Below are 22198 nucleotides of genomic sequence, written 5' to 3'. Positions count from 1 at the left end.
TTAGTGCATGGCAGTTTGGTAACGTTAGCCAGGTTCTTCTATTTCTACTCCAGTTCAACTGTGTACCACCGATTTCTCATCCTGCTGATTTCCGTACTGCTGGCTTCGCCGGGGGTGAGCGCGCAGCCGCTTCCCTCGTATGCGGAGGGGGTACCCGCCCGGGAATACGAGGTGTTCCTGCGGGCTCAGGAGTTGAACGATAATTCCCTACACGAAAGCGCCAGGGTACTGCTCACGGAACTCCACGGACTGCTGTCCGCCCGGCAGGCCCTATATACACCCTTCGGGCTCCGGGTGCGACTGCAGCTGGCCTACAGCTGGGAGCGTAACGAGCAATTTCCGGAAGCCGCCGCGGAGTTGCTGTCCGTGATCGGGGAAGCGCGCTCGTTGGGGGAATGGCAGACCGAAGCCTCGGCAAGGTTGCTGATGGCACTGATCTATGAACAGGAAGATGCACCCCAGCTCTGCCTAAACTACCTGACTTCCGCGGAGAAGCTTATCCGGGAGCACGACCTGTGGGAGCTGAATGCGCTGCTGGCCATCCGCTTTGCTTCCTATCACCGCTTTTTCGATTCCATGGAGCAGGCGGAGTATTTCGCCCGGTTGGCCCTCAACGAGGCTACCAATCACAAGCAGATCGCCCATCAGGCTACCGCCAACCTGCTGCTCAGCGTTATCTTCAAAGCTACCGATCCGGCCAGAAGCCAACTTCACCTCGAGCAAGCGGCCGCACTGTACCGCGAGTCCGACAGCGAGATCACCAGCATTATCGTCTCCTTGAACCGGTGCAATCTCCAGTTGGCCCAGGGTAGCCTCCTGGCAGCCCTGCGCCACAACGACGCCGCCCTGGCCATCCTCCACCGAACCCGCGGCGACAGCAGCACCCTCGTGGAGTATGCCGGCAGTGCCTACCTCCAGCGGGCAAAGATCCTTCAGCAGCTGGGTCGGCTCGATTCCGCGTTCGTATACCTGGACCGGGCGCGGCTGGCGGAGAACGAACACCAGAGTAATCTGGCCCGGTCCCGCGTCAGTGAGATCGAGGCCCGCTACCGCGATGAACAGCAGGAACAGCGGATACAGGAGCAGGCCCAGTTGCTGCAGTTCCGGCAGAAACGGGAAACCTGGATGCTGTGGTTCATCCTTATGGCGATTACGAGCCTGGCCCTGATGGCCTTCAGCCACTTCCGTCTCCACCGGGCCAAACGTGACGTATCCACGCAACGGGACGTGATCGCCGGCAAGAACGAGGAGCTGGCCGGCGCACTCCGCGAGCAGCAACTGCTGCGGGGCGAATTGCACCACCGGGTAAAAAACAACCTGCAAATCATCATCGGCCTGCTGGATCTGCAAATCGGCGAAACGGACGAGCCAAATTTGCGCGCGGGGCTGGAATCCACGGCGGGCCGGGTCTACAGTATTGCGGCGATCCACGAAATCCTCTACCGCGAGGACCGCGTCGGGGCTATAAACTTCTACCGGTACGTTGAAAAACTCACCGACCACTTCTGCTCGCTCAGCTATGCCAATACCAATTGTACGTTCGAACTGAATATTCCAGAGAGCGACTTCTGTCTCGAAACCGCGATTCCCTTGGGCACCATCCTTAATGAGCTGCTGACCAACAGTTTCAAGTATGGCTTACGTCATGCCGAGCTCCTTCGGATTTGCATTTCCTTGTCCGTCGAGGGGGAAGAATTCGTCTTGCAGTACTGCGATAACGGACCCGGGTTCCCGGAGGGAGAGCTGAAATCGAGGGGTGGCGGTATCGGCAGCTACCTGTTGCGCGGTATGGTGCGGCAGCTCGGCGGTTCCTTCCGCACCTTCAACCGTAAAGGTGCGTGCTGCGAAATTCGCTTTTGTCCGCAGGCCATGGTCAGGGAGACCGAACCCGGCCCGTATCAGGTTGCCGAAGCCATGCAGTAAGTCGCTACGCCCGGGATGCGTTACCTTATTTGAGCTTTAGCCTGAATTATTTTTTTACACTCCTCACGTATGGTAAACAGCACAACTTCCGCCTACCGCATCTTACTGCTGGAAGACGAAGTCATCATCGCCGACACCATCGCCCGCCACCTCGAGCGTGCCGGGCACACGGTGGTAGCCTCGCCGATCTCCTTTTCGGAGGCCGTAGCCGCCTACCGCGCCGACCGGCCCCAGCTCGCCATCCTCGACATTCGCATCAAGGGGGACCGAAACGGCGTAGAATTCGCGCGTTTCTTGCGCCAGCAACCCGATCCGATCCCGTTCATCTACCTCACGTCGCAGACCGACATGCGCTACGTCAACAGCATCAAGGATACTTACCCGAGCGGCTACCTCAGCAAACCCGTACAGGTTGGCAGCCTGCTGGCTACGGTAGAGGTGGCCATGCACAATCACCGCTCGCTGAACGTCGCCGCACCGGTGCCGCAGGCTACCGTCGTGCTGCGCGACGGCCGCCATACGCACCGGCTCGTGGTGGCCGATATCGCCTACCTGCAATCGCGTCACGTATACGTGCACATATACCAGCGTGGGCAGGATCCGCTGATGTTGCGGGCGACCCTCACTGACCTGCTCAACCAGTTCGGGAGCGCCCCCTTCGTGCAGGTTCACCGGAGCTTTGTGGTAAACCTGGATCACGTGACCCGCTACGACCGGGAGCAGCTACAGGTGGGCGGTACGACGATCCCCATCTCCCGGGGTCGCCGGGGACAGGTATTCGACCGGCTGGAGAAACACTGTCAACATAAGGGGACGCCGGACAGTATGTAGGGTATAGTAACCTGCCTATGCTCCGAATTTTATGTTTGCTTTTACTTTCGATTTCCCCCCTGGCGGCCCAGGACGTCCTGCGGGTAGGGGTGGTAGAGCGACCTCCCTACAGCATACAAGACGAGCGGGGCAACTGGTACGGCATGGCGGTGCAGCTGTGGCGGCACGTGGCCGAGGTGCAGCAGCTGCGTTACGAGTTCCGCGAGTACCCGCCCGAAGACACCCTGCTGGGGCGGTTACGCTCGGGGGAGATAGATGTGGTGCTCGTCGCCCCCCTCAACGCCGAGGAAGAAGAATTTGTCGACTTCCTCCAGGCCTACCATCGCACGGCACTGGGCGTGGCCCGACCGCGGAGCAACGGGCTGAAGAATACCATCAACGGCCTGTTCAGTCTGCAATTCCTTTACATCGTTATCGGCCTTTCCGCCCTGTTGCTGCTCGTGGGAGTGATCATGTACTTCCTGGAGCGGGGCGGCAACGGCGAGCAATTCGGCGGAGAGCGTACGTGGTACCAGGGTATTGGAACGGGATTCTGGTGGGCGGGCGTCACCATGACCACGATCGGATACGGCGATAAGGCACCCGTCACCCTGGCCGGCCGGGCCGTGGCCATGCTGTGGATGCTGCTCGCCCTGGCGGTCACCTCCAGCCTCACCGCCGCCATCGTATCGGCCACCAACCGTTCCCAGCCGATGCAGTTTCCCCGGGACCTGCGCACCCGCACGGTCGGCGTTACGCTTGACTCTCCGGCAGCAGCTTTTCTGACCTCGCGGGGACAAGCGTTCCAAACGTTCGACTCCCCAAGGTCGGGGCTACGGGCACTGGCCGATAAAGAGATCGAAGCCTTCGTGGACGATGAAACCGCGCTGCGTTACGTGATCGACGAGTACCGCTCCCTATCGGCTACCATCGACCGGACCAACGCCGAAATCGAAGCCTATGCTTTCGCGGTGCCGCAGGGGAGCCCCCTGCGCGAACCCCTCGACCGGACCGTCATCCAGATCACCCTCACGGAAATGTGGCGGGACATCATGACGGCCTACGATGCCATGCGTACCGATGGGCGATATAAGTAACCTCCGCAGATACCCGCCGACCTCTAACCGGTCGCTGCGGGCGGTAAGCGCCGCCGATGAGCTGTTGCTGGGGTGGGCGGCGGACCACGTCGCTCCGGGGCAGCGGGTGGTGGTTGCCCACGACCGCTTTGGGGCGCTGGCGATCGGCCTCGGCAGACCGGTCACCTTCGTAGCTGCCTTCCACAGCCAGGAGGAGGCCCTGCGCCGGAACGGGGGTAGTGCGGAAAATACCACGGTCGGCCCGCTGGCCACGTTGGAGGCGGTGGACCGGGCGCTCCTGCGCGTCCCGAAGTCACTGGAGCTTTTCGAAGTATACCTATCCCAGATCGCCGCGGCGGCCGGTCCGGACACCATCGTGGCGGCCGGCTTTTTCACCCGCCATTTCACGCCCCGCTTACTCGAGATCGCGGGCCGGTACGCAGCGGGCGTCGAGCAGGGCCGGGCGCAGAAGAAGGCCCGGTTGCTGGTCCTTTCCGGATTCAGGCCAGTGGCGAGGACGCAGGTGCAGTGCCATGTCCTGGAATTTGCGGGACGTGGCTACCGGCAGTATCCCGGCGTGTTTTCCGCCGGGCGGATCGATCTGGCCACGCGGTTCCTGCTCGAGCAGTGGGAAACGGTACCGGAGCTGAGTACGTTGGCCCCCGGGACCATCACAGATTTCGCCTGCGGTAACGGCATCATCGGGGCGGAACTGCTGCTGCGGTATCCGGAAGCGAAACTGATCGCCACGGACGATTCCGCGCTGGCGGTAGCCAGTGCGCAGCTCAACCTACCGGCGGATCGTACCGAAGTATACTACGACCACACGTTGGATCGGGTGGAACGGGGATCCCAGGACCTGGTAGTCACTAATCCCCCTTTCCACTTCGGTTACGAAACTAATATCGAGGTGAGCCTTGCCCTGTTTCGGCAGGCCCGTGGCCTACTACGTACCGGGGCGTATCTGGTCGTGGTGGCCAATGCCCACCTCAACTACGCCACCCACCTTCGCCGGCTCTTTGGGGAGGTGGGGGAGGTAGCGGCAACGGACCGGTACGTGATCTACCGGTGCGCGAACGGATGAGTTATCCGAAGGTCTTGTAGTCGGTGAGGTAGGAGAGGTTGGCTCCGAAATCGGGGGATCCGCCGCGCAGAATCTGGCGGCGCCACCGCCACAGGCTGCCGAAGCTCAGCTTCCAGAGCTTACGGCACTCCTTCAGGTACCGCAGCACGCTGTGGCGTTCGCCGGCCTCCAAGAGGCCGGCGGCCAGCAGCATATTGGGGCCGAAGGCAGTGAGTTGGGGGGAGCCCGGCGTACGGGCGGAGTCCAGCAGACAGGTAGCGGCCCGCTCGACGTCACCCTCCTGCAGGTGTACCAGCCCGAGCAGAGTGTTTGCCTGGTGGATGGCATTGCCGTAGTGAGAGCTGTTGCGGTGCTGCTCGGCGGCTTGGAGATAATCTTGGGCGATCGAATTGACCGCCAGATAATCCTTCCGGGCGTAGGCGCGAAGCAGCCTGCGGCCAAGGTGGACAAGTTCAGTTTCCATGGTTGAGGTTTAGGTGGAACGTAAGTAAACCTCTACAACAAGATTTTTCCCTGCCGGATCGGGAAATGCAAAAATTTTCGTGTGAAAGTAACGCATGTAGCTACGCATTAATTTCTCGCGACCGCGGTCACCCCAGACTAGCCAAACGACTTGTAGTCCAGCAGGTGATGCAGGTTGGCACCAAAGTTGGGTGTGCGGCCCAGGCGCACGTCGAACGCCCAGAGCCACAGGCGGCCGAAGTGGAGCTTCCAGATCTTGCGACAGCGCTTCAGGTAATCGAGGACGGGCTCCCGCCGGCCCGCTTCCAGCAACTTTCGGGCCAGTAGCATATTGGGGCCGAAGGCAGTAAGCTGCGGAGAGCCCGGCGTCCGGGCGGCATCGGTCAGGTGGCGTTCGGCCCGGTCAAGACAGCCGCGTTCCACTTCCAGTAACCCCAGTACGATGTTGGCCTGGTGGATGGCGTTGCCGTAGTTTTTGCAATTGGTATGCTGCGCCGCGGCGGCGAGGTACTCCTCGGCGAGTTTACGGACAACGTGTCGCTCGCAGGAGGCGTAAGCCCGCAGCAGCGTGCTGCCGTGGTGAACAAACCGGTTGGCCCGCGGCGGGGTGGGGGGCAGAGCGGCAGCGACGGAAATGTGAGTGTGCATGAGAGAAGGCATTATCCGGATGCGCCGCAACAGTGGACGATCTTCTTCCTCTAACGGCGCAGAAGGGACTTACCGTATACTCTTAAGACGCGCATTCGGTGCGGATGGTAATTTTCGCTTTCGGCCTTCACCGGCGCACCCGGACTGAACCTCCCGCCCGGTGATGTATTTGTTGAGTGAGCCTGATCCCATAACCAACCCAAGTCCGTATGACTACCACCGAAGAACTGTTTGAAGCCATCCGCCAACAACGCACCGATCACGTCGCCACCCTGGTGCGGCAAGACCCGGCATTGCTGCAGAGCCGCGACCCCCGCGGCTCCACGCCACTGGTGCTCGCTACCTACCTTGGCGACCTTCCGACGACCCGTGCCCTGGTGGACGCCGGAGCCGACCTGAACGCTCGCGACGGCGCCGGCAATACTCCCCTGATGGGGGTGTGCTTCAAGGGTACCGCGGACATCGCCAATTACCTGCTGGAGCAGGGGGGCGACCCGTTGGCTACCAATCAGACGGGGGCTACCGCCCTGACCTTTGCCGCCATGTTCAACCGTACGGAGATGGTCGACCTCCTGCTACGTGCCGGGGCCGACCCGGCCAAGGCGGATGACCGGGGACTCACCGCCGCCGATCACGCCCGCAGCCAGGGACTGACCGCAATGGCCGATCGCCTCAGCTCATCCCGGTAGGGTAGGGCCGGCGGCGCTGGCACAACTGCAGCGGAATGCCGAAGGGGTCACGTAACATCACGAGGTGCGTCCCGGGCTCGGGCTGCATCTCCTCGAGCAGTTCCGCCCCCGCAAGCAGTAGCGCATCCCGGAGCTTTCCGGCCGCCTGGGTTTGCAGCGCGAAGTGAAAGGTCAGCGGGTGGCGCTCGGCGAATGCGTCGATTTCGGCAAGCCCGTTCCGGTATACTTCCAGAAAAACCCGCCCCGACGCGTCGGCCAGAAAGGTGGTATGCTTGGGACCGTCTTCCCGGCGCAGGATTGTGGCACCGAGGTGGGCAACGTACCAGTCGCCGACCGCTACCGGATCCGGGACATTCAGCGCAAAGTGTTCAAAAACCATAGATAACGAGAAGACTGGGGCTTAGGGGCAGCTAGCCGAAGTGAAGAAAACTGTTTCGCAGCCGGGATTCCACCTCCTCGCGGCGTCCGCGGCTGACCGGTATAGTGCTGGTGCCGATCTTGATCCGCTCGGGGCTCCAGGCGTCTACCCACGATAAATTTACCAGAAAGCTGCGGTGGGGCCGTAGGAAAGTCTGTGGTGGTAGCACTTCCTCCAGGGCCGTTAACGTGCTGCGCCAGACCACGGTTTCCCCTCCCGGGAGATGACCTTCCACGAGGACGTGACTGGCCTGTACGAAGCGGATCGCCCGACTGTCAAGCTTGCGTTCTCCCGCCTGGATCATAAGCCCCTGGGGGACCGCTCGTGGTTCGGGTGGCGGGGACGCTTCCAGGGTCATTTCCACCGCAACCCGCAGTTGCAGTTGCCGTACGGGTAGGGAAAGCACGGTGACGGACGAATCGGTCGGGACAAGGTGGGTAGGATGATCCCCGCCGACCAGCAAGATTACTGGCAGAAACGGATACGTGATTCTGAGCCTCCGCAGCACCCCGGTACCGCCACCACGGACCAACGCCATCCGCGGTCGCGCTTCCTCCGACAGATCAGCCTCCGTAAGCAGGCGGTAACCAGTATGGGCACAAAGTTTTTCTACCTGCCGCCGCAGCCCGGAGTCGCCCTGGTCGATCAGGAGCAGGGTAGCGGAGGATGATGGCGGTGCCAGAGTGGGCATAGCAAAGAATTGGAGATACAGTATACCATAGTTGCGCGGGACAGGCGGCAAATCGCCACCGGGTCGAACAGGTGCTGCCTACGCGCCCGGGATTTTCGTGTATACACCTTATATTTAGAAATTGTTAATAGGTTAAGGTGACCGGTCGGATCTGGTCGCTACCGTTTTCCTACTACGGCCCGATGTCTCCAATCGGTTTCCCGGGAACGTAGCTGACATATGGCAGATCGCGTGGCACGCACGCACGAAATAATGAATCAACGCCCCGCTGTTTTACTGGTGGAAGACGATAACGTCGTCCTGCATGATCTGCATACGCTGCTTACGGCGGAGGGCTACTCGGTAAGCGGATTCGCAACCAACGTAGCCGAGGCGATCGATATACTACAAGCGGGGGGGACGGACATGGCCATCGTCGATATTCGCCTGCGTGACGGCGATAGCGGCATCGCCGTGGGGGAGCTGCTGCGGGAGCGCTACGGCAGGCCCTTCATATACCTTTCCGGGGCTAGCGACCCGGCCACGTTGCGGGCGGCCGCCGCCAGCCGCCCGACCGCCTTCCTGGTAAAGCCGGTTTCGGGAACTGATCTACTGCGCGCCCTTTCGGTGGCCGCTCAGGCTACGCTGCCGGGAAGCAAGCCGCAGCCGCCCGGTACCGCCGAAGGCGTACTGCTCGACGGCTGTGTCTTCGTGAAGGACGGGACCGTCTATCGACGCGTATCCGTGGAAGAAATCCGCTACGTAATGGCCTTCAGGAATTACCTGGAACTGCACCTGGCCAACCGCCGGTTGGTGGTACGGCACACGCTTTCCGATTTCTTCGGCAGCATGCCGGCGGGGCAGTTCATTCGACCCCACCGGTCGTACTTGGTCAACCGTCAACACATTACCGGCTTCACGGACGGCAGCGTGCTGCTGGATACTATCCGCATTCCGCTGAGCCGTGACTTAGGTGAGAACCTGGGGGAAGGTCCGTTGTGGGCGGGCTGATGCCGACCTGCCGGCCCGCCGCGGTCACCGGTGGACCACCTTCATGCCGATGGCTACCTGCCCGGCACGAAAGCCGTTGTCGCGGCGGTAGAAACTCGTATTCAGGTCGACGCTCTTCAGTCCCCAGCCGAGTACGGACCGGTCGCCGAGAATGTCCAGGTAGCTCAGGCCGAGGCTGTACTGACTGGCGGTAAAGGCCGACAGATCAAAGTCAGAGGTGTAATAGGTCTCCGTGGAAAGGTGGCCGTTGAATCCGGCAAAATAATCGGCGGCCGTTTGGTGGTAGAAACGGTAGCCGGGGCGGAGGCTGAAGTACTGTCCCATTTTTATGGGCACTTCCAGGTTAGCGGTATGGGAGCCGATGCCCCAGTCGTCGGTGTAGTAGCGGTAGAAGGTGCGCACCACGAAGCGTTCGCTCAGGTAATAGTGCAACCGGCCGCCAAAGGCCAGTTTGGTACGGGTACCGGGCAGTCGCTCGACGTCGTCGGCCAGGGGAAAGTCCTGCACGTAGCGGTCCGCCACGTCCCCGAAATACACCCGCTGGAAGGGTGTGGACAGCAGGCCCTGCTGCTGCACGAAGTCGAAGGAGAGAGAACCCTGTGCGCGGCGGGAAAGCAGCTGAGAAAAATTAATGCCGGCGTTGTAGCTGTTGCGGGCCGTCTCGTCCAGCAGTTCCTCGTTGGTCCGTAATTCGATCGGGTAGATCCGCTTCCAGTTGTCGAGGTAGGCGCTGCCGTGTACGGTGAGCTCGGTATTCTGCTCGTTCATCAGTCGCGTATAGCTGCCCCCTACGCCGAAGGACTTGTAGTCGTACTCGTTGGAGCCGCTCAGGGTGGCGGTCACTACGTTGTTGCGGTCGTCGGAGCTGTGGGCGTAGGTCACCGTGCCGTTGATCCATACGTCGCTTCCCGAAGCACCCGAGGAAGCCTGAAAGGGAGAGGCCTCGCCCCGCCCGTCGAAGGGATCGACGTTGCTCGAACTGGCCGAGGTATAGGCCGACACGCCGAAGCTTGCGGTGAGTACGTCGTCGTCGTTGAGGGGGACGGCCATGATGACGGTGGGGTGCACGTCGGTGAGGTATTCGGTGCCCCGCCCGCCGGTGACCGCGGCATTGTTGCCGTCCTGCTGGTAGTAGCTCGTGAGGATCTGGAGCTCGGCGGACTCCAGCACCCGTTTCTTATAAGTGGTAGCGCCCGGGGTAGTCACTTCCTGGGCGCGCACGCAGGTGCAGAGGACCAGGGCAAAACCGAGGAATACCGGTTTCAGCCATCCGCGGGACGGGAAATTAATTGCAACCACAGCCACCGCCCGTTTTGCCGCCGTTGGCCCCGGAAGCGGCCTCGCGGTAGGATTGGAAATCGCCCTGCTGTACCTCCACACCGGTGGGGGAGAGGGCCATGTCGGGGTCGTTAAGTTGCACCATCTCGTAGCCCTTCACCGCCACGCAGGACGAGAGGGAGAGCGCGCAGCAGATGCCGAGGAGAAGCTTACTCATGGTTAGCGGTTTTCAGGTCTATGCCCGCAGAGGACAGAACCCGGTTGTCAGTAGTAACGATGATGACATCGATTCCGGGCAACTGGTTTACAAAATCGATGCCCGTATCGACGCCCATGACGAAAATCGAAGTGGCCAGGGCGTCCGCCAGTTCGGCGCGGGGTGCGAAGACGGTGGCGCTGATGATGCCGGTCGCCGGGTACCCGGTCCGGGGATCGATAATGTGGGCATAACGGACGCCATCGAAGGAAACGTATTTTTCGTAGTCGCCGGAGGTGACTACCGCCCGACCCGCCACGGGCAGCCAGGCGAAGGCGTTGGCTTTATTCAGGGGATTGGTGATGGCGACCATCCAGTCGGTGCCGTCGGGCTGCTTGCCCCAGGCCGTGAGGTCCCCGGAAGCATTGATGATGCCGGACCGCACGCCCGCTGCTTCCAGCAGGGCCCGGGCCCGGTCGGCGGCGTAGCCCTTTCCGATGGCTCCAAAACCGATCTTCATCCCGGCCTCGGGGAGGTACACGGTGTGGAGGTCGGCGTCGAGCCGGATCTTCTGGTAACCGATCTTTGACACGGAGGCGGCAATGGCGTCCGCGGCAGGCATTTCCTTCAGGCTGCCGTCGAAGTGCCAGATCTTGTCCATCGAGGCGTAACTGATGTCGAACGCGCCGTCGGTCAGTCGGGAGATGCCCGTGGCCCGCTGGATCAGGTCGAAGAGTTCCGGGTCGACCTCCACCGCGGAGGAACCGGCCTGGCGGTTGATCTCCGAAGTCTGTGAATCGGCATCCCAACTCGAAATAAGGCGCTCGATGCGGGAGATCTCCCCGATGGCGAGGTCCAGGTAGCCGGCGGCCTGCTGCTCGTCTTCCGCGACGACGGTCAGGTCGAACCGGCAGCCCATCAGCTTTACCGTACGGTGATAGCTGTTATCCTGTCCACGAAGCAGCAGGGGCAGGAAAAGGAAGATCAGGACTACGGCGCGATTCATTTGCGAAAGCCGGTCAGCACCGCCAGGTATTCGTCGGGGGACACTTTCTGGTAGCCGGTTTCACCGAGTACCTCACCCTCCGGTGTCAGGACCACGACGAGCGGAAAGGCTCCGCGCCGGTTGTATTGTTCGGCGAGCTTACCGTTACTGGCGCTCAGCTCGGCCGGGAGCTGGTTTTCCTTCTTGCGGGGAAAATCGGCCCGGTAGAAGACGAAATCCGCTGCGGCCTGCTCCTGGAAAGACGCGTCCTGCCATATCTCGCGGTCCAGTTTAATGCAGGGGGCACACCAGTCGGAGCCGGAAAATACGAGCACTACGGCTTTGTCTGCCGCCGCCGCTTCCGCCTCCGCGGTTGCGAAATCGGGGGCCCACTCCTGTGCCGTGGCGGTAAGGGAAACGAGTAGAAAAGTCAGGCTAAGGATCAGCGTTTTCATGGCGTCAATGTATTAGCACGTATAACAGATGTCCCCGCGGAAGGCACGATTCGATTACCGACTTTAACGTACCGATATGCCTCCCTTACTCTTCCGTGTTGCTATAGTACTCAGATCGTGATGGGTCTCCCAGCCTTTTCGGTGGCCGTGTGTTTACTCACAAAGTTCCGCAACATGCCTTTTCTCGCCCTGCCCCAGATCCTCGGTGGATATACGCCGATCGCCTGGGTGGTTTTTGCCGCCATCGTCATCGTCGTGCTGCTGATCATTCGGTATTTCTACCTCATACTGCGCGAGGAATAGGTGGGCTTTTACCGGGGCGAGCCGGCTCCTTCGGTCGTGGTCCATTCCCCGGCTGCCAGCTCGGGGCGTGCGTTCAGCTCTCCTACCGGCTGGCTGAGACGTTGCCGGCGGGTGTAGGTACGCTGGGGGTTGACGGTGTAGTCGGTAACGGTTTCGGTCAGTTCCGATCCGCCGGGCTTAGCCTCGTACCGAAAGGCGCGGGTCTTCAGCAGTTTGCCGCCCATGGTGGTGAGCGTATAGAGCCGGGAGTAGTTTTTGTCCGCCGGGACTTCAGTAGTTTTGACGGCGAGCCGGCGATCGTCCTTTTGGTAGATAAGGATCTCGCTGACGGATTTGCCGGCGCGGGCTTCGTAGGGGGCCTGGCGCTCCCAGTCCGTGAGGTCGAAGGAGCCGAACTGCGGGAAGGTAAATTCCAGGTTGCTGCGGTAGCCGTCATCCTTCTGCTCGCCCGGTGCGGTGGTGGCCCCCCCGAACACCCATCCCTCGCGGTTGTCAACGGTCCGTACCTCCAGCCACGGCTGGCGAAAGGCGATACCGCGCAGTACGATGGTGGAGGTGGTATCGGATTGCCGGCCGGTGTAGGTGAGCTCGGCACCACCGGGTACCTGGGCCACAATCGTACCGCCGGTAGCCGGTTGGGCGCGGAGAAAGAGCCCGTCCACCCAGGCGGTCAATACGGTACCCGGGGCCAGCTCAGGCGCGGGTTGAACGTTGGTAGCCAGCGAATCCGCGGCCGCGGCCGGCGGACCGGTCGGTTCCGTCGCAGCGGGGTCGTCCCCGCAGGCGCACAGCAGCAGGATCAGGGTAACGAAAAGGGTAGGAAAGCAGGAGGCGGCTAGGTGGGGCATACGGTCAATAGAAAACACCCGCAAAGGTACCCGTTTTCCGGCAACCGTACCGGGCTATAACCAGTTTCCGGGGGCGAGTTTGGAGTCGCTGACGGCACCTACCGCCATCTCGCCGAGTTGCTCGCCGGCTTCCGCGAAGGGCTTCGGAACGGGTGCAAAGGCTGCGGGAATCAGCTTGGACTGACTCCGGCAACCTGCCGCACCGTCGCTTAGCCCGCCCGGTACGGGCGCTACCCCTATGCCGATTTCCTTGGCCGGGGGGACCACGCCCTTCTCCGTACGGACCGGGTCGCTACCCAAGGAAGCGTCGAAACCGAAAATGGAAATCTTGCGCCCGATGGAGCCGCCTACGCCGGCGACCCTGAATTCCACGCTATCGTCCTTACTACCGGCCCCCGTACGGACGCCGACCACGAGGTTAATATCGAAGATCGAAACTTCATCGCCGGCGAGGGAAACCCCGGCCGAAGCACCCCGGAACATCGAACTCCAGGTCAGCTCGGCGTGGCCCTCGCATCCGGACACGTCAACCGCGTCGAGGCCAGTGCCCGTACCTTCCCGGGCGACGTGCAACACGGCGGCCGAGGTAAGCAGGCAGTACCTGGGACCGGTCGTGGTAAGGGGCACCAGGACGCCTCCGACGAGGGCGACGGTAGAGACCGGACTGCCGGGCAGGGCAGTAATGAAATTACCGTCCGCCGTCACGCCGAGGAGGGTCGATTCGCCGATATCCAGCGTCGGGTAATCGGCAGCATTTTTCCAGTTGAGCCTGGCATTTTTGAGGGCATTAGCCAGACCAAAGGGAGTTGGTCCGGCGGGCGAGGGCTACACAAGTAACATTCGGGCACCGGGGGGCTACACTGCACAACAGACGTACCGGCGCCGTGCCGAATTGAGCCTGCAACCGAGCAAAGATGACGGGGTGCCTCCCGGCCATCCACTGAAGAAGTTCCCGCCGACATGGCACCCGCGCGCCGCCGCCCAACCGTTTGGCTGTGGTCACCGTTATTGCAGCCATGACGACGGAAGACTTCAAACGCATCGCCGACACCGTGCCGCGGCAACCCGGCGTGTACCGCTTTATCGGGGCCGACGATACTATCCTGTACGTGGGTAAGGCCAAAACCCTGCGCAACCGGGTGGCCAGCTACTTCGGCGACCGCAAGGACCGGCTGAACCGTACCCGCGTGATGGTGAAAAACGCCCAGCGGCTGGAGTTTACGATCGTGGAAACCGAAGCCGATGCCCTGCTGCTCGAGAACGCGCTGATCAAGACCCACCAGCCGCGCTACAACGTCAACCTGAAGGACGACAAGAACTACAGCTACATCTGCATCAAGAACGAGCGCTTCCCGCGCGTTTTCATCACCCGGCAGGTGTGGCGTGACGGGAGTCACTACTTTGGTCCCTACACCAGCAAGGGACGGCTGAAGATCATTCTGGATCTGGTCAAGACACTGTTTCCGCTCCGCACCTGTAACCTGAACCTGAGCCAGGAGAATATCGAGTCGGGAAAATTCAAGGTTTGCCTTGAGTACCACATCAAGAATTGCGAGGGCCCCTGCGTGGGCGAGGAATCGGAGGAGGCCTACAACGAAAAGATCGAGCAGGTAAAGAACATCCTGAAGGGCAACTTCGCCGAAGTGAAGCGCCACTTCCAGGGGGAGATGGAGCAACTGGCCGAGAACCTCGAATTTGAACGCGCCCAGCAGATCGCCGACAAGTTAAAGGCCTTCGAGAAGTACCAGAGTAAATCGACCATCGTAAGCACGAGTATCCGGGACCTGGATGTCTTCGGGCTGGCCATGGACGAGAAGGAAGCCTACCTCAACTACATTAAGATCGTCAACGGGGCGGTGATCCATACTCATACCCAGGAGATCGAGATGAACCTGGACGACGACGAGGAGAGCCTGCTGAGCTACGCCATCCCCGAACTGCGCGACCGCTTCAACAGCATCGCGCCGGAGATCATCCTGGCGCAGGAGCTGGACCTGAGCGGCATCGAGGCTTCGGTGACCGTACCCAAGATCGGCGACAAGAAGAAATTGCTTGAACTCAGCGAAAAGAACGCCAAGTACATGCTGCTGCAGCGCAAGAAGGCGCGCATCAGCCACGCCAACCGGCAGACGCCCGCCGAGCGGATCCTGAAGCAGTTGCAGGCCGACCTGCAGATGGATGAGTTGCCCTTTCACCTCGAATGCTTCGACAACTCAAACATCCAGGGTAGCAATCCGGCCAGTGCCTGCGTGGTATTCAAGAACGCCAAGCCCAGCAAGAAGGACTACCGCCACTACAACATCAAGACGGTGGTGGGTCCCGACGACTTCGCCAGCATGAAGGAGGTGGTGCACCGGCGCTACCGCCGCCTGATGGACGAGGGCGAGCCGCTGCCCCAACTGGTCATCATCGACGGCGGCAAGGGGCAGCTGAGTCACGCCATGGAAAGCATCGACCTGCTGGGCCTCCGCGGCAAGATGACCGTGGTCGGTATCGCCAAGCGGCTGGAGGAGATCTACTTCCCGGACGATCCGGTGCCCCTGCACATCAACAAGAAATCGGAATCGCTCCGCCTTATCCAACAGGCGCGCGACGAGGCCCACCGCTTCAGTTTGCGCCACCACCGCAACAAGCGCAGCAAGGGCATGATCCAGACCGAGCTGACCAACATCCCGGGGGTAGGGGAGAAGACCGTCCAGAAGCTCATTGCTCACTTCGGCAGCACCAAGAAGGTCAAGAACGCTTTGGCCAGCGAGATCGCCGAGGTCACCAACCTGAGTACTGCGAAGAAGGTACTGGATTACTTCCGGCGGCAGGAGGTTGCTGCCGGGGAGGTGCCTAAGGATCGGGGGGAGTAGTGTAGTCTTGTAGTAGGGTAGCGCAGGTTACCGGATGCGCGGCGACGCAGGAGGCCTCATCCGATGCCCGGAGCGGTAATTCAGTACTGTAGTCTTTTAGTCGGGTAGCGCAGGTCATCGGATGCGCGCCGACGCAGGAGGCCTCATCCGATGTCCGGAGCGGCAACATTAGGCACCCCCGAGGTCTTCTCATGCAGTTCCTCCGGGACGTTTACTGCCAGGTTGCTGCTCCTGATCCCGACTTCACTAACTACTCCTCATGGACGGTATCTTCTATCTAGTCGCATGTCTTTTCGCGGGAATACTGCTGCGGAAAAGGCTGGGCCCAAAGGGTCCGGAGGTATTGAACAGTCTCATCATTTATTTTTTTCTTCCCCTCCTGGCCCTCCATCAGGTACCCCGGATTCACTTCGAATGGAAGCTTGCCTGGTTGACGATAATTCCATTCGTGGTCTTTGGAGTATCCCTGGTGGCCGGTAACCTGGCTTCCGGCACGTTCGGGTTCGACCGCGATACGAAAGCTGTACTTATTTTGACCTGTGGCATCGGTAGTACCTCCTTCGTGGGGTTTCCCATATTCGAGATGCTGTACGGCGACACCGGTCTCGCATACGGTATACTTATGAGTCTGGGGGGGACGATCCTAGTATTCAACACGGTCGGTTTAGCGACGCTATTTCACTACGCCAAATCGGGAATGTCATGGATGGCGACCGCGGGAAACATACTCGTGTTTCCTCCCTTTCTGGCCTTTTTGGTGGCCCTGCTAATGAATCTGTTCAGCCTTACCTTTCCGGTACCGATCGAAACACTTCTTGCTAAATTGGTAGCTCCGTATTCCCTTGTAGCATTTCTGAGTATCGGCCTGCAGGTCGAGCTGGGAGACATCAGGGAAGTAAGGAAGCCACTGCTGGTGGGACAAGCCATCAAACTCTTTCTTATTCCACTCATCATTTATGTACTCCTCTGGCACGTGATGGGACAGCATAACCTGGTTGCCAAGATCTGCATCCTGGGCGCGGCTATCGGTTCCATGAGTTCCGTTTCGATCCTGGCCGCACAGCGCGGGCTTAACCCTAAACTGGCCCTACTGATGCCCGCCATCGGAATACCCCTTTCTATCCCCCTTCTTTACCTTCTGGAAATATTTTTACGATGAAATCAATTACCAATGCGCTAGCGTTCGTTGGGGGGCCATTGCTATTCGTAGTCATCCTGCTGTTCTTTCACCCGCCGGGAATGAATGACCAGGCTAACGCCGTCCTGGCCAGTACCGTCTGGGTCGCCATCTGGTGGATTTTCGAAGTACTCCCCATCAGCGTAACCGCCTTATTACCCCTAGTCCTGTTCCCGCTCTCCGGAGCCCTAACCATTGACGAAGCGGCTACCTCTTACGGCCATAAGTATGTTTTCCTGTACCTCGGTGGTTTTGTACTTGCCATCGCCATCGAACGCTGGGGCCTGCATCGCCGCATCGCCCTGACGATCATCGACCTCATGGGAACGGGAATATCCCGGATCATTTTAGGTTTCATGGTAGCGACCGCCGTGCTGTCCATGTGGATATCAAATACGGCCACTTCCGTGATGATGCTGCCCATCGGAATGGCCATCGTCCAACAACTAAAGGATAACCCGGCAACTAAAGCGGACGAAAACCTCCTGTTCGGTAAGTCCCTGATGCTGGCCATCGCCTACGCAGCTTCCATCGGGGGCATTGCTACCCTCATCGGCACCCCTCCTAACCTGGTGCTGGCGGGGGTATTACTGGAGATATACGGCATCGAACTGTCCTTCGTCGGCTGGATGAAGTTCGGTCTTCCGATCTCCGTCATCATGCTGGCCAGCTGCTGGTGGTACCTCACTCGGGTGGCCTACAAATTCGAAGACAGTGAGTTTCCCGGTGGCCGGGCCGAGATCAGGCGACTCTTGAAGGACCTGGGGCCCATGAAATACGAAGAAAAGGTCGTCTTCGGCGTCTTTATTACCACGGCTTTACTGTGGATACTGCGCTCGCTGGTGCTGACGCAGTACTTGCCCGCCCTCGACGATACCATCATTGCCGTGGCGGCGGCGATCGTCCTGTTCATCCTGCCCAATCGGGACGGATCCCGCAAGCTCATCACCTGGGAAGAAGCCGTTGCGTTACCCTGGGGAATTATCCTGTTATTCGGTGGGGGGCTGACCCTGGCCACGGGGTTCCAGTCCTCCGGACTGGCCGAATGGATCGCTACCCAACTGACCCTGTTGCAGGGCATCAGCTTGCTGCTCCTGCTCTTCATCATCATTGCAGCGGTCAACTTTCTGACCGAGATCACCTCCAATCTGGCGACCACCGCCATGCTTTTGCCGGTACTGGCACCCATGGCGTACTCCCTTGGGGTACACCCCTACATCCTGCTGGTGGCAGCGACGGTGTCGGCATCCTGTGCGTTCATGCTTCCGGTTGCCACTCCACCCAATGCCGTAGTCTTCGGCTCCGGCTACCTGCGCATTCCAGATATGGTAGGGAAGGGGATCTGGATGAACGTGTTCTCTATTGCACTGGTGGTACTCGCGGTCTATTTCTTTCTCCCCTTAGTCTGGGACTTCGACCCGTACACATTTCCCGCCGGCTTTCTGCAAGAATCCGAGTAAATCTATTAACTGGTACCCACCAATTGCGTGAGGAAGCGGCTGCGAACGAAGATCTCATCTAACCCTATTCACTGGCGCAAAAACTCACCCTGGAACACGCAGGCGTACAGCGCAATCTCCCCGTCTCCGCCAAGCAACCATCAAAACCGGGGAAGGTCACCTCTGCGATACCGGTGCGCCCATCACCACTACCGGAAAATACCCCGGCAGATCCCCACGCGACCGCTATATCGTAGAAGACGACACCACTAAGGACACCACGCGGAGTCCTTCCTCGGACTTAGCCTTCCGCCTTCCCGCCCCGACGTCCCCACTGCCACTTTCGATACGCGGAACACCTGGAGAAACGAGGACAACTACGATGCTGCTGCGGAGAAATTAGTAAATCTGTTCAAGGACAACATTTCAACCTACGCCGGGAAGTCCAGTGCGGAAATTTCAGCCGCTGGGCCAACCGCGGTGAAAAGCCAATCCCCTCTTCTGGTTAGCTCATCACCCTGCACCTGCGGCCGCGCATAGTATTACATTCCTGCCGTCAGGTCTTGTCGGTTTTCGCTTCGTGGCGGCAGGATAGGGCCCTGACCCGAACGGCAGGGGTGGCGGGGGGTGGTTTCTCCTATCCGGGGTACCCGTGTACGCTCGGACAGGCAGCGGGTTTCAGCACATCTCGTCTGGTTGTCGGTTGTAGGAGCGTCGGGCGGCGCGGAAGACCAAGTGCCCGACGCTATTGTTTAACTCCTAGACAACCAAAAGCTTATGCGACTGCAAACCTTTACTCATTACTTACTTGTTTTTCCTGCCCTTTTCTTCGCTACTGTCCTGGCTGCCCAGGTGCCGGCCTCGGGCGTGGCGCGTCTCAGTGGGCAACAGGAGGTCATGCCCGTGGTCACCGAGGCCAGCGGGCTGGTCAACGTGACCTTCACGGATATGCCCGACGACATGATCGAGGTTCTGGTGACCGGATCCTTTTCCGATCTCAGCTCACCGCTCGCGACCGATATCAATATGGGCGCCCATATCCACATCGGCTATCCGGGCCAGAACGGCGGCATCGCTGTCCCGCTCAATCCGAGCCTGGATGCTGACTCCCGTGGCGGATCCTTTACGGCTGAAGACAACACGTTTATGGTAGCCGATGCGGTTTTTTCGGATGCCGCGCCGGGCCAGCTGTACGTCAACCTTCATACGGTCAATTACCCGGGCGGGGAAATCCGCGGGGCTATCGTAAGCAACAGTACCGAACAATATTATGCCAACCTGTTCGGCAGCAACGAAGTGCCGAGCGTACTTAGCCGCGCCTCCGGCGCGCTGGTGTTGGAGCTTGACGAACAGGACCAGCTGATGGTCACCGGCTCGTTCAGGAACCTGTCGGACACCCTGGCAACCGCTATAAACGGAGGTTCCCATCTGCATTTCGGGTTTCCGGGCGCCAACGGCCCCGTGAATATCCCCCTGAAGGCTACACTCGATGCGGATGGCCGCGGCGGGGTGTATACTATGGGGAACAACACCTTCGAACTGGATGACGTACAGGTCGATGCACTGCGCAGCGGCGAGTACTACGCCAACCTGCACAGCGGCGCCCACCCCTCCGGGGAAATTCGCGGTCAGGTGCTGCCGCCCGCCGACATGGTTTTCCGGGCCCACCTGTCTGGTGCTAACGAATGGCCGGTGGTTTCCACCGATGCTTCCGGTCAGGTCCTGGTACACCTCGACGGAAATACCATACGCGTGCTGGGAACCTTCGGCGACCTGAGCGGGCCCGTCGCGACCACCATTGGCGGAGGCGCTCACCTGCACCCGGGCTACGCCGGCCAGAACGGAGCGATCGCCGTGTCGCTCCTCCCCAGGCTCACCCCTGACTCGCTGGGTGGCACCTTTCGCCTTACGGACAACCGCTACACCGTGACCGACGCACAAAAGTCGGCCATGCTGGATCGTGGACTGTACCTGAACATCCATACCAGCCCGCATCCCGCCGGGGAACTGCGCGGACAGGTACTCCCGGAGAGTCAAGCCATATTCACCGCTTTCCTGAGTGGCAACCAGCAAATCCCCTCCGTAATCACCACCGGCCGTGGGCTCGTAAAAGTAGAACTACGGGGAGAGACGATGACGGTCACCGGTAGTTTTCAGGGCCTTATGAGCGACCTCAATACCGCCATCTCGGGCGGCAGCCACCTGCACGCCGGCTACCCCGGCCAATCCGGTCCCGTCGTATATCCTTTGAGCGCCACGCAGGAGAACGGCGACACGGCCGGGGTGTACCGTCCCATGGATAACACCTTTAGCATCGGTGGCGGGGGCGTGGATACCCTGATGCGCCGCTTCTTCTATACCAACGTTCACAGCATGGAGTACGGCGGCGGCGAAATCCGCGGCAGCGTCCTGGCCGAGGCTGAGAGCTACTACCTGGCGCCCCTCTCCGGGGCCAGTGAACCCCGGGGCGTAGCCACCATGGCTACCGGATTCCTCGCCGTGGAGGTGGTCGATACCAACCTTACGCTCGTGGGTTCGTTCTCGGACCTCGACAGCGACTTCGCGACCGCCATACAGGGCGGCATGCACCTCCACCAGGCCATCGCCGGGCGAAACGGCGACATCATCCAACGAATCCGCACGGTGGTCGGAGACGATAACCGCAGTGCGGTCATTCCCGCCGACAGCAACCGCGTGGCCCTCTCGATGGAAAATTTTGAACTGATGACCAAGCGCCGCGTGTACGCCAATGTACACAGCGCCGATAACCCCTCCGGTGCCATCCGCGGGCAGCTGCTCCCCCTGGCGGGCAGCTATTTCCATACGACCTTCTCCGGGGTGAACGCCACCAACTACGTGATGACGACCGCCGAGGGTGGCCTGAAACTCGAACTGGTCGACTCGGTACTCACCGTTACCGGTGCCGTTGTCCAACTGGACGGCGATTACGACGAATCCATTCAAAACGGCGCCCACCTCCACCTGGCACCGGCCGGACAGAACGGCCCGATCCGCATCGCGCTGAATCCGGACGTGATCCTCGACCGTAAGGGAGCGCGCTTCTTCGCCGAGGAGAACACCTTTACTCTGGCCGACTCCGTGGTGACGGCGCTCCGGGAAGGCCGCCTGTACGCTAACGTGCATACCACCGAGGTGGCCAGCGGCGAAGCCCGCGGACAGGTGCGTGGCGAACTGAACCTGCCCCCCATGCCCTCCGCCATCGCCTCGCCGGCCTCCGGTGCCAGTGTCACCATCGAGGGCGATCCCAACCAAGCCTTTGTCGCCACCTACCTGCCCACTACCGACCCCGACGGCGATACCGTCATCTACGTTTGGCAGCTCTCGGCCATGGAGGACTTCACGGACATCCTCTTCGCCAGCAACACCGGCCGCGACACGGCCTTCACGACCGACTTCGGTACCGTTGAAACCCTGCTCGACGGCGCCGGCGTCGACGTGGGCAGCTCCGTCACCCTGTACCACCGCGTACTGGCCAGCGACGGCAGCAACTACTATCCGAGTGCGCCCGCATCGATCGTCCTGGAGCGCGGTGACCTCACCGGCGTGCGCGATTTCCGGCCCGACGGCTTTGCCGCCCGGGCGTACCCCAACCCGGCACGCAGCAACGCAGACGTCAGTTACGAGCTCTCCACGCGTGAGTCTTTCACCGGCCGCCTGTACCTGCATAACTCCCTCGGACAACTCGTGCAGGACCTACCGGTCAACGCGCAGGTCGGTACCCAAATCTTACCGCTCCGGTCCGCCTCCTTGTCCGCCGGACAGTATTTCCTGACCCTGCGCCACGCCGACGGTCGCCTGATCGACGCTACGCGCATCGTCGTGCAATAAATCCTGCTATCTGAAGATC

The 22198-nt window shown here is 60.7% G+C and carries 21 protein-coding genes and 1 pseudogene; 12 read left to right on the top strand and 10 right to left on the bottom strand.

Going from position 1 to position 22198, the window contains the following annotated elements; all coding sequences use genetic code 11:
• Window positions 1-60 precede the first annotated feature (60 nt).
• From DQG19_RS02765 to DQG19_RS02750, 4 genes are all read left to right on the top strand, one after another.
• Window positions 61-1923, top strand: coding sequence for a sensor histidine kinase (locus DQG19_RS02765; RefSeq protein WP_157974282.1), 1863 nt, complete (start codon window positions 61-63; stop codon window positions 1921-1923).
• Between the two features lie 69 nt (window positions 1924-1992).
• Window positions 1993-2754, top strand: coding sequence for a LytR/AlgR family response regulator transcription factor (locus tag DQG19_RS02760; RefSeq protein WP_116124685.1), 762 nt, complete (start codon window positions 1993-1995; stop codon window positions 2752-2754).
• 17 nt (window positions 2755-2771) lie between these two features.
• The gene (locus DQG19_RS02755) at window positions 2772-3830 is read left to right on the top strand and encodes an ion channel (RefSeq protein ID WP_116124684.1); all 1059 of its coding nucleotides are present in this window, start codon (window positions 2772-2774) and stop codon (window positions 3828-3830) included.
• A complete protein-coding gene (locus DQG19_RS02750) occupies window positions 3814-4893 on the top strand; it encodes a class I SAM-dependent methyltransferase (protein ID WP_116124683.1) in 1080 nt (359 codons plus the stop codon). The genes DQG19_RS02755 and DQG19_RS02750 overlap by 17 nt, the downstream gene beginning before the upstream one ends.
• Window position 4894: 1 nt before the next feature.
• On the opposite strand, the gene DQG19_RS02745 is transcribed toward DQG19_RS02750, so the two are convergent.
• The gene (locus tag DQG19_RS02745; RefSeq protein ID WP_116124682.1) at window positions 4895-5356 is read right to left on the bottom strand and encodes a hypothetical protein; all 462 of its coding nucleotides are present in this window, start codon (window positions 5354-5356) and stop codon (window positions 4895-4897) included.
• 137 nt (window positions 5357-5493) lie between these two features.
• The gene (locus DQG19_RS02740; protein ID WP_116124681.1) at window positions 5494-6003 is read right to left on the bottom strand and encodes a hypothetical protein; all 510 of its coding nucleotides are present in this window, start codon (window positions 6001-6003) and stop codon (window positions 5494-5496) included.
• Between the two features lie 209 nt (window positions 6004-6212).
• Between DQG19_RS02740 and DQG19_RS02735 the strand changes: the two genes are divergently transcribed.
• Window positions 6213-6692 (top strand): ankyrin repeat domain-containing protein, encoded by a 480-nt coding sequence (locus tag DQG19_RS02735; protein WP_116124680.1) that lies wholly within the window; start codon window positions 6213-6215, stop codon window positions 6690-6692.
• On the opposite strand, the gene DQG19_RS02730 is transcribed toward DQG19_RS02735, so the two are convergent.
• The gene (locus DQG19_RS02730) at window positions 6676-7071 is read right to left on the bottom strand and encodes a VOC family protein (RefSeq protein ID WP_116124679.1); all 396 of its coding nucleotides are present in this window, start codon (window positions 7069-7071) and stop codon (window positions 6676-6678) included. The genes DQG19_RS02735 and DQG19_RS02730 overlap by 17 nt on opposite strands.
• A gap of 31 nt (window positions 7072-7102) precedes the next feature.
• A complete protein-coding gene (locus DQG19_RS02725; protein ID WP_116124678.1) occupies window positions 7103-7801 on the bottom strand; it encodes a LytR/AlgR family response regulator transcription factor in 699 nt (232 codons plus the stop codon).
• Between the two features lie 252 nt (window positions 7802-8053).
• On the opposite strand from DQG19_RS02725, the gene DQG19_RS02720 reads away from it, so the two are divergent.
• On the top strand, window positions 8054-8791 hold the full coding sequence (locus tag DQG19_RS02720; RefSeq protein ID WP_198661633.1) for a LytR/AlgR family response regulator transcription factor: 738 nt from the start codon (window positions 8054-8056) through the stop codon (window positions 8789-8791).
• 24 nt (window positions 8792-8815) lie between these two features.
• On the opposite strand, the gene DQG19_RS02715 is transcribed toward DQG19_RS02720, so the two are convergent.
• The 4 genes from DQG19_RS02715 to DQG19_RS02700 are packed head-to-tail and all read right to left on the bottom strand — an operon-like array spanning window position 8816 to window position 11705.
• Complete coding sequence (locus DQG19_RS02715; protein ID WP_232826425.1) at window positions 8816-10090, bottom strand: DUF3570 domain-containing protein; 1275 nt, start codon at window positions 10088-10090, stop codon at window positions 8816-8818.
• Window positions 10077-10286: a DUF4266 domain-containing protein gene (locus tag DQG19_RS02710; RefSeq protein WP_116124676.1), complete on the bottom strand. Its 210-nt coding sequence runs from the start codon at window positions 10284-10286 to the stop codon at window positions 10077-10079. The genes DQG19_RS02715 and DQG19_RS02710 overlap by 14 nt, the downstream gene beginning before the upstream one ends.
• The gene (locus tag DQG19_RS02705; protein WP_116124675.1) at window positions 10279-11271 is read right to left on the bottom strand and encodes an FAD:protein FMN transferase; all 993 of its coding nucleotides are present in this window, start codon (window positions 11269-11271) and stop codon (window positions 10279-10281) included. Before DQG19_RS02705 ends, DQG19_RS02710 begins: the two co-directional genes overlap by 8 nt.
• Window positions 11268-11705 (bottom strand): thioredoxin family protein, encoded by a 438-nt coding sequence (locus DQG19_RS02700; protein WP_116124674.1) that lies wholly within the window; start codon window positions 11703-11705, stop codon window positions 11268-11270. Before DQG19_RS02700 ends, DQG19_RS02705 begins: the two co-directional genes overlap by 4 nt.
• 174 nt (window positions 11706-11879) lie before the next feature.
• Here DQG19_RS02700 and DQG19_RS21445 point away from each other — a divergent pair, with 174 nt between their 5' ends.
• Entirely contained in the window at window positions 11880-12008 is a 129-nt protein-coding gene (locus DQG19_RS21445; protein ID WP_255418682.1) for a hypothetical protein, read from the top strand.
• Window positions 12009-12016: 8 nt separating this feature from the next.
• Here DQG19_RS21445 and DQG19_RS02695 read toward each other — a convergent pair whose 3' ends face one another.
• Window positions 12017-12856, bottom strand: coding sequence for an SH3 domain-containing protein (locus DQG19_RS02695; RefSeq protein ID WP_116124673.1), 840 nt, complete (start codon window positions 12854-12856; stop codon window positions 12017-12019).
• A gap of 54 nt (window positions 12857-12910) precedes the next feature.
• Entirely contained in the window at window positions 12911-13561 is a 651-nt protein-coding gene (locus DQG19_RS02690; RefSeq protein WP_116124672.1) for a hypothetical protein, read from the bottom strand.
• A 311-nt stretch (window positions 13562-13872) separates the two neighbouring features.
• Between DQG19_RS02690 and uvrC the strand changes: the two genes are divergently transcribed.
• The 5 genes and pseudogenes from uvrC (at window position 13873) to DQG19_RS02665 (ending at window position 22179) form a co-directional block, all read left to right on the top strand.
• Window positions 13873-15714: an excinuclease ABC subunit UvrC gene (gene uvrC / locus DQG19_RS02685; protein WP_116124671.1), complete on the top strand. Its 1842-nt coding sequence runs from the start codon at window positions 13873-13875 to the stop codon at window positions 15712-15714.
• Window positions 15715-15973: 259 nt separating this feature from the next.
• On the top strand, window positions 15974-16873 hold the full coding sequence (locus DQG19_RS02680; protein ID WP_116124670.1) for an AEC family transporter: 900 nt from the start codon (window positions 15974-15976) through the stop codon (window positions 16871-16873).
• Window positions 16870-18351, top strand: a complete 1482-nt coding sequence (locus DQG19_RS02675) for an SLC13 family permease (protein ID WP_116124669.1) — start codon at window positions 16870-16872, stop codon at window positions 18349-18351. Before DQG19_RS02680 ends, DQG19_RS02675 begins: the two co-directional genes overlap by 4 nt.
• A gap of 121 nt (window positions 18352-18472) precedes the next feature.
• Window positions 18473-18733, top strand: a pseudogene (locus DQG19_RS21610) (phosphoenolpyruvate carboxykinase (ATP)); the annotation flags it as partial.
• 374 nt (window positions 18734-19107) lie between these two features.
• Complete coding sequence (locus DQG19_RS02665) at window positions 19108-22179, top strand: CHRD domain-containing protein (RefSeq protein WP_116124668.1); 3072 nt, start codon at window positions 19108-19110, stop codon at window positions 22177-22179.
• Window positions 22180-22198: the final 19 nt, after the last annotated feature.

Source organism: Lewinella sp. IMCC34183 (assembly GCF_003390915.1).
Lineage (GTDB): Bacteria > Bacteroidota > Bacteroidia > Chitinophagales > Saprospiraceae > Neolewinella.
This window is presented reverse-complemented; position numbering and strand designations above follow the sequence as displayed.

Coding starts and splice junctions, on each gene's coding strand:
- DQG19_RS02755 (WP_116124684.1), top strand. CDS start 2,772: ATGCTCCGAATTTTATGTTTGCTTTTACTTTCGATTTCCCCCCTGGCG.
- DQG19_RS02725 (WP_116124678.1), bottom strand. CDS start 7,801: ATGCCCACTCTGGCACCGCCATCATCCTCCGCTACCCTGCTCCTGATC.
- DQG19_RS02730 (WP_116124679.1), bottom strand. CDS start 7,071: ATGGTTTTTGAACACTTTGCGCTGAATGTCCCGGATCCGGTAGCGGTC.
- DQG19_RS02720 (WP_198661633.1), top strand. CDS start 8,054: ATGAATCAACGCCCCGCTGTTTTACTGGTGGAAGACGATAACGTCGTC.
- DQG19_RS02750 (WP_116124683.1), top strand. CDS start 3,814: ATGGGCGATATAAGTAACCTCCGCAGATACCCGCCGACCTCTAACCGG.
- DQG19_RS02700 (WP_116124674.1), bottom strand. CDS start 11,705: ATGAAAACGCTGATCCTTAGCCTGACTTTTCTACTCGTTTCCCTTACC.
- DQG19_RS02760 (WP_116124685.1), top strand. CDS start 1,993: ATGGTAAACAGCACAACTTCCGCCTACCGCATCTTACTGCTGGAAGAC.
- DQG19_RS02710 (WP_116124676.1), bottom strand. CDS start 10,286: ATGAGTAAGCTTCTCCTCGGCATCTGCTGCGCGCTCTCCCTCTCGTCC.
- DQG19_RS02705 (WP_116124675.1), bottom strand. CDS start 11,271: ATGAATCGCGCCGTAGTCCTGATCTTCCTTTTCCTGCCCCTGCTGCTT.
- DQG19_RS21445 (WP_255418682.1), top strand. CDS start 11,880: ATGCCTTTTCTCGCCCTGCCCCAGATCCTCGGTGGATATACGCCGATC.
- DQG19_RS02675 (WP_116124669.1), top strand. CDS start 16,870: ATGAAATCAATTACCAATGCGCTAGCGTTCGTTGGGGGGCCATTGCTA.
- DQG19_RS02740 (WP_116124681.1), bottom strand. CDS start 6,003: ATGCACACTCACATTTCCGTCGCTGCCGCTCTGCCCCCCACCCCGCCG.
- DQG19_RS02695 (WP_116124673.1), bottom strand. CDS start 12,856: ATGCCCCACCTAGCCGCCTCCTGCTTTCCTACCCTTTTCGTTACCCTG.
- DQG19_RS02745 (WP_116124682.1), bottom strand. CDS start 5,356: ATGGAAACTGAACTTGTCCACCTTGGCCGCAGGCTGCTTCGCGCCTAC.
- DQG19_RS02680 (WP_116124670.1), top strand. CDS start 15,974: ATGGACGGTATCTTCTATCTAGTCGCATGTCTTTTCGCGGGAATACTG.
- uvrC (WP_116124671.1), top strand. CDS start 13,873: ATGACGACGGAAGACTTCAAACGCATCGCCGACACCGTGCCGCGGCAA.
- DQG19_RS02665 (WP_116124668.1), top strand. CDS start 19,108: ATGCGACTGCAAACCTTTACTCATTACTTACTTGTTTTTCCTGCCCTT.
- DQG19_RS02735 (WP_116124680.1), top strand. CDS start 6,213: ATGACTACCACCGAAGAACTGTTTGAAGCCATCCGCCAACAACGCACC.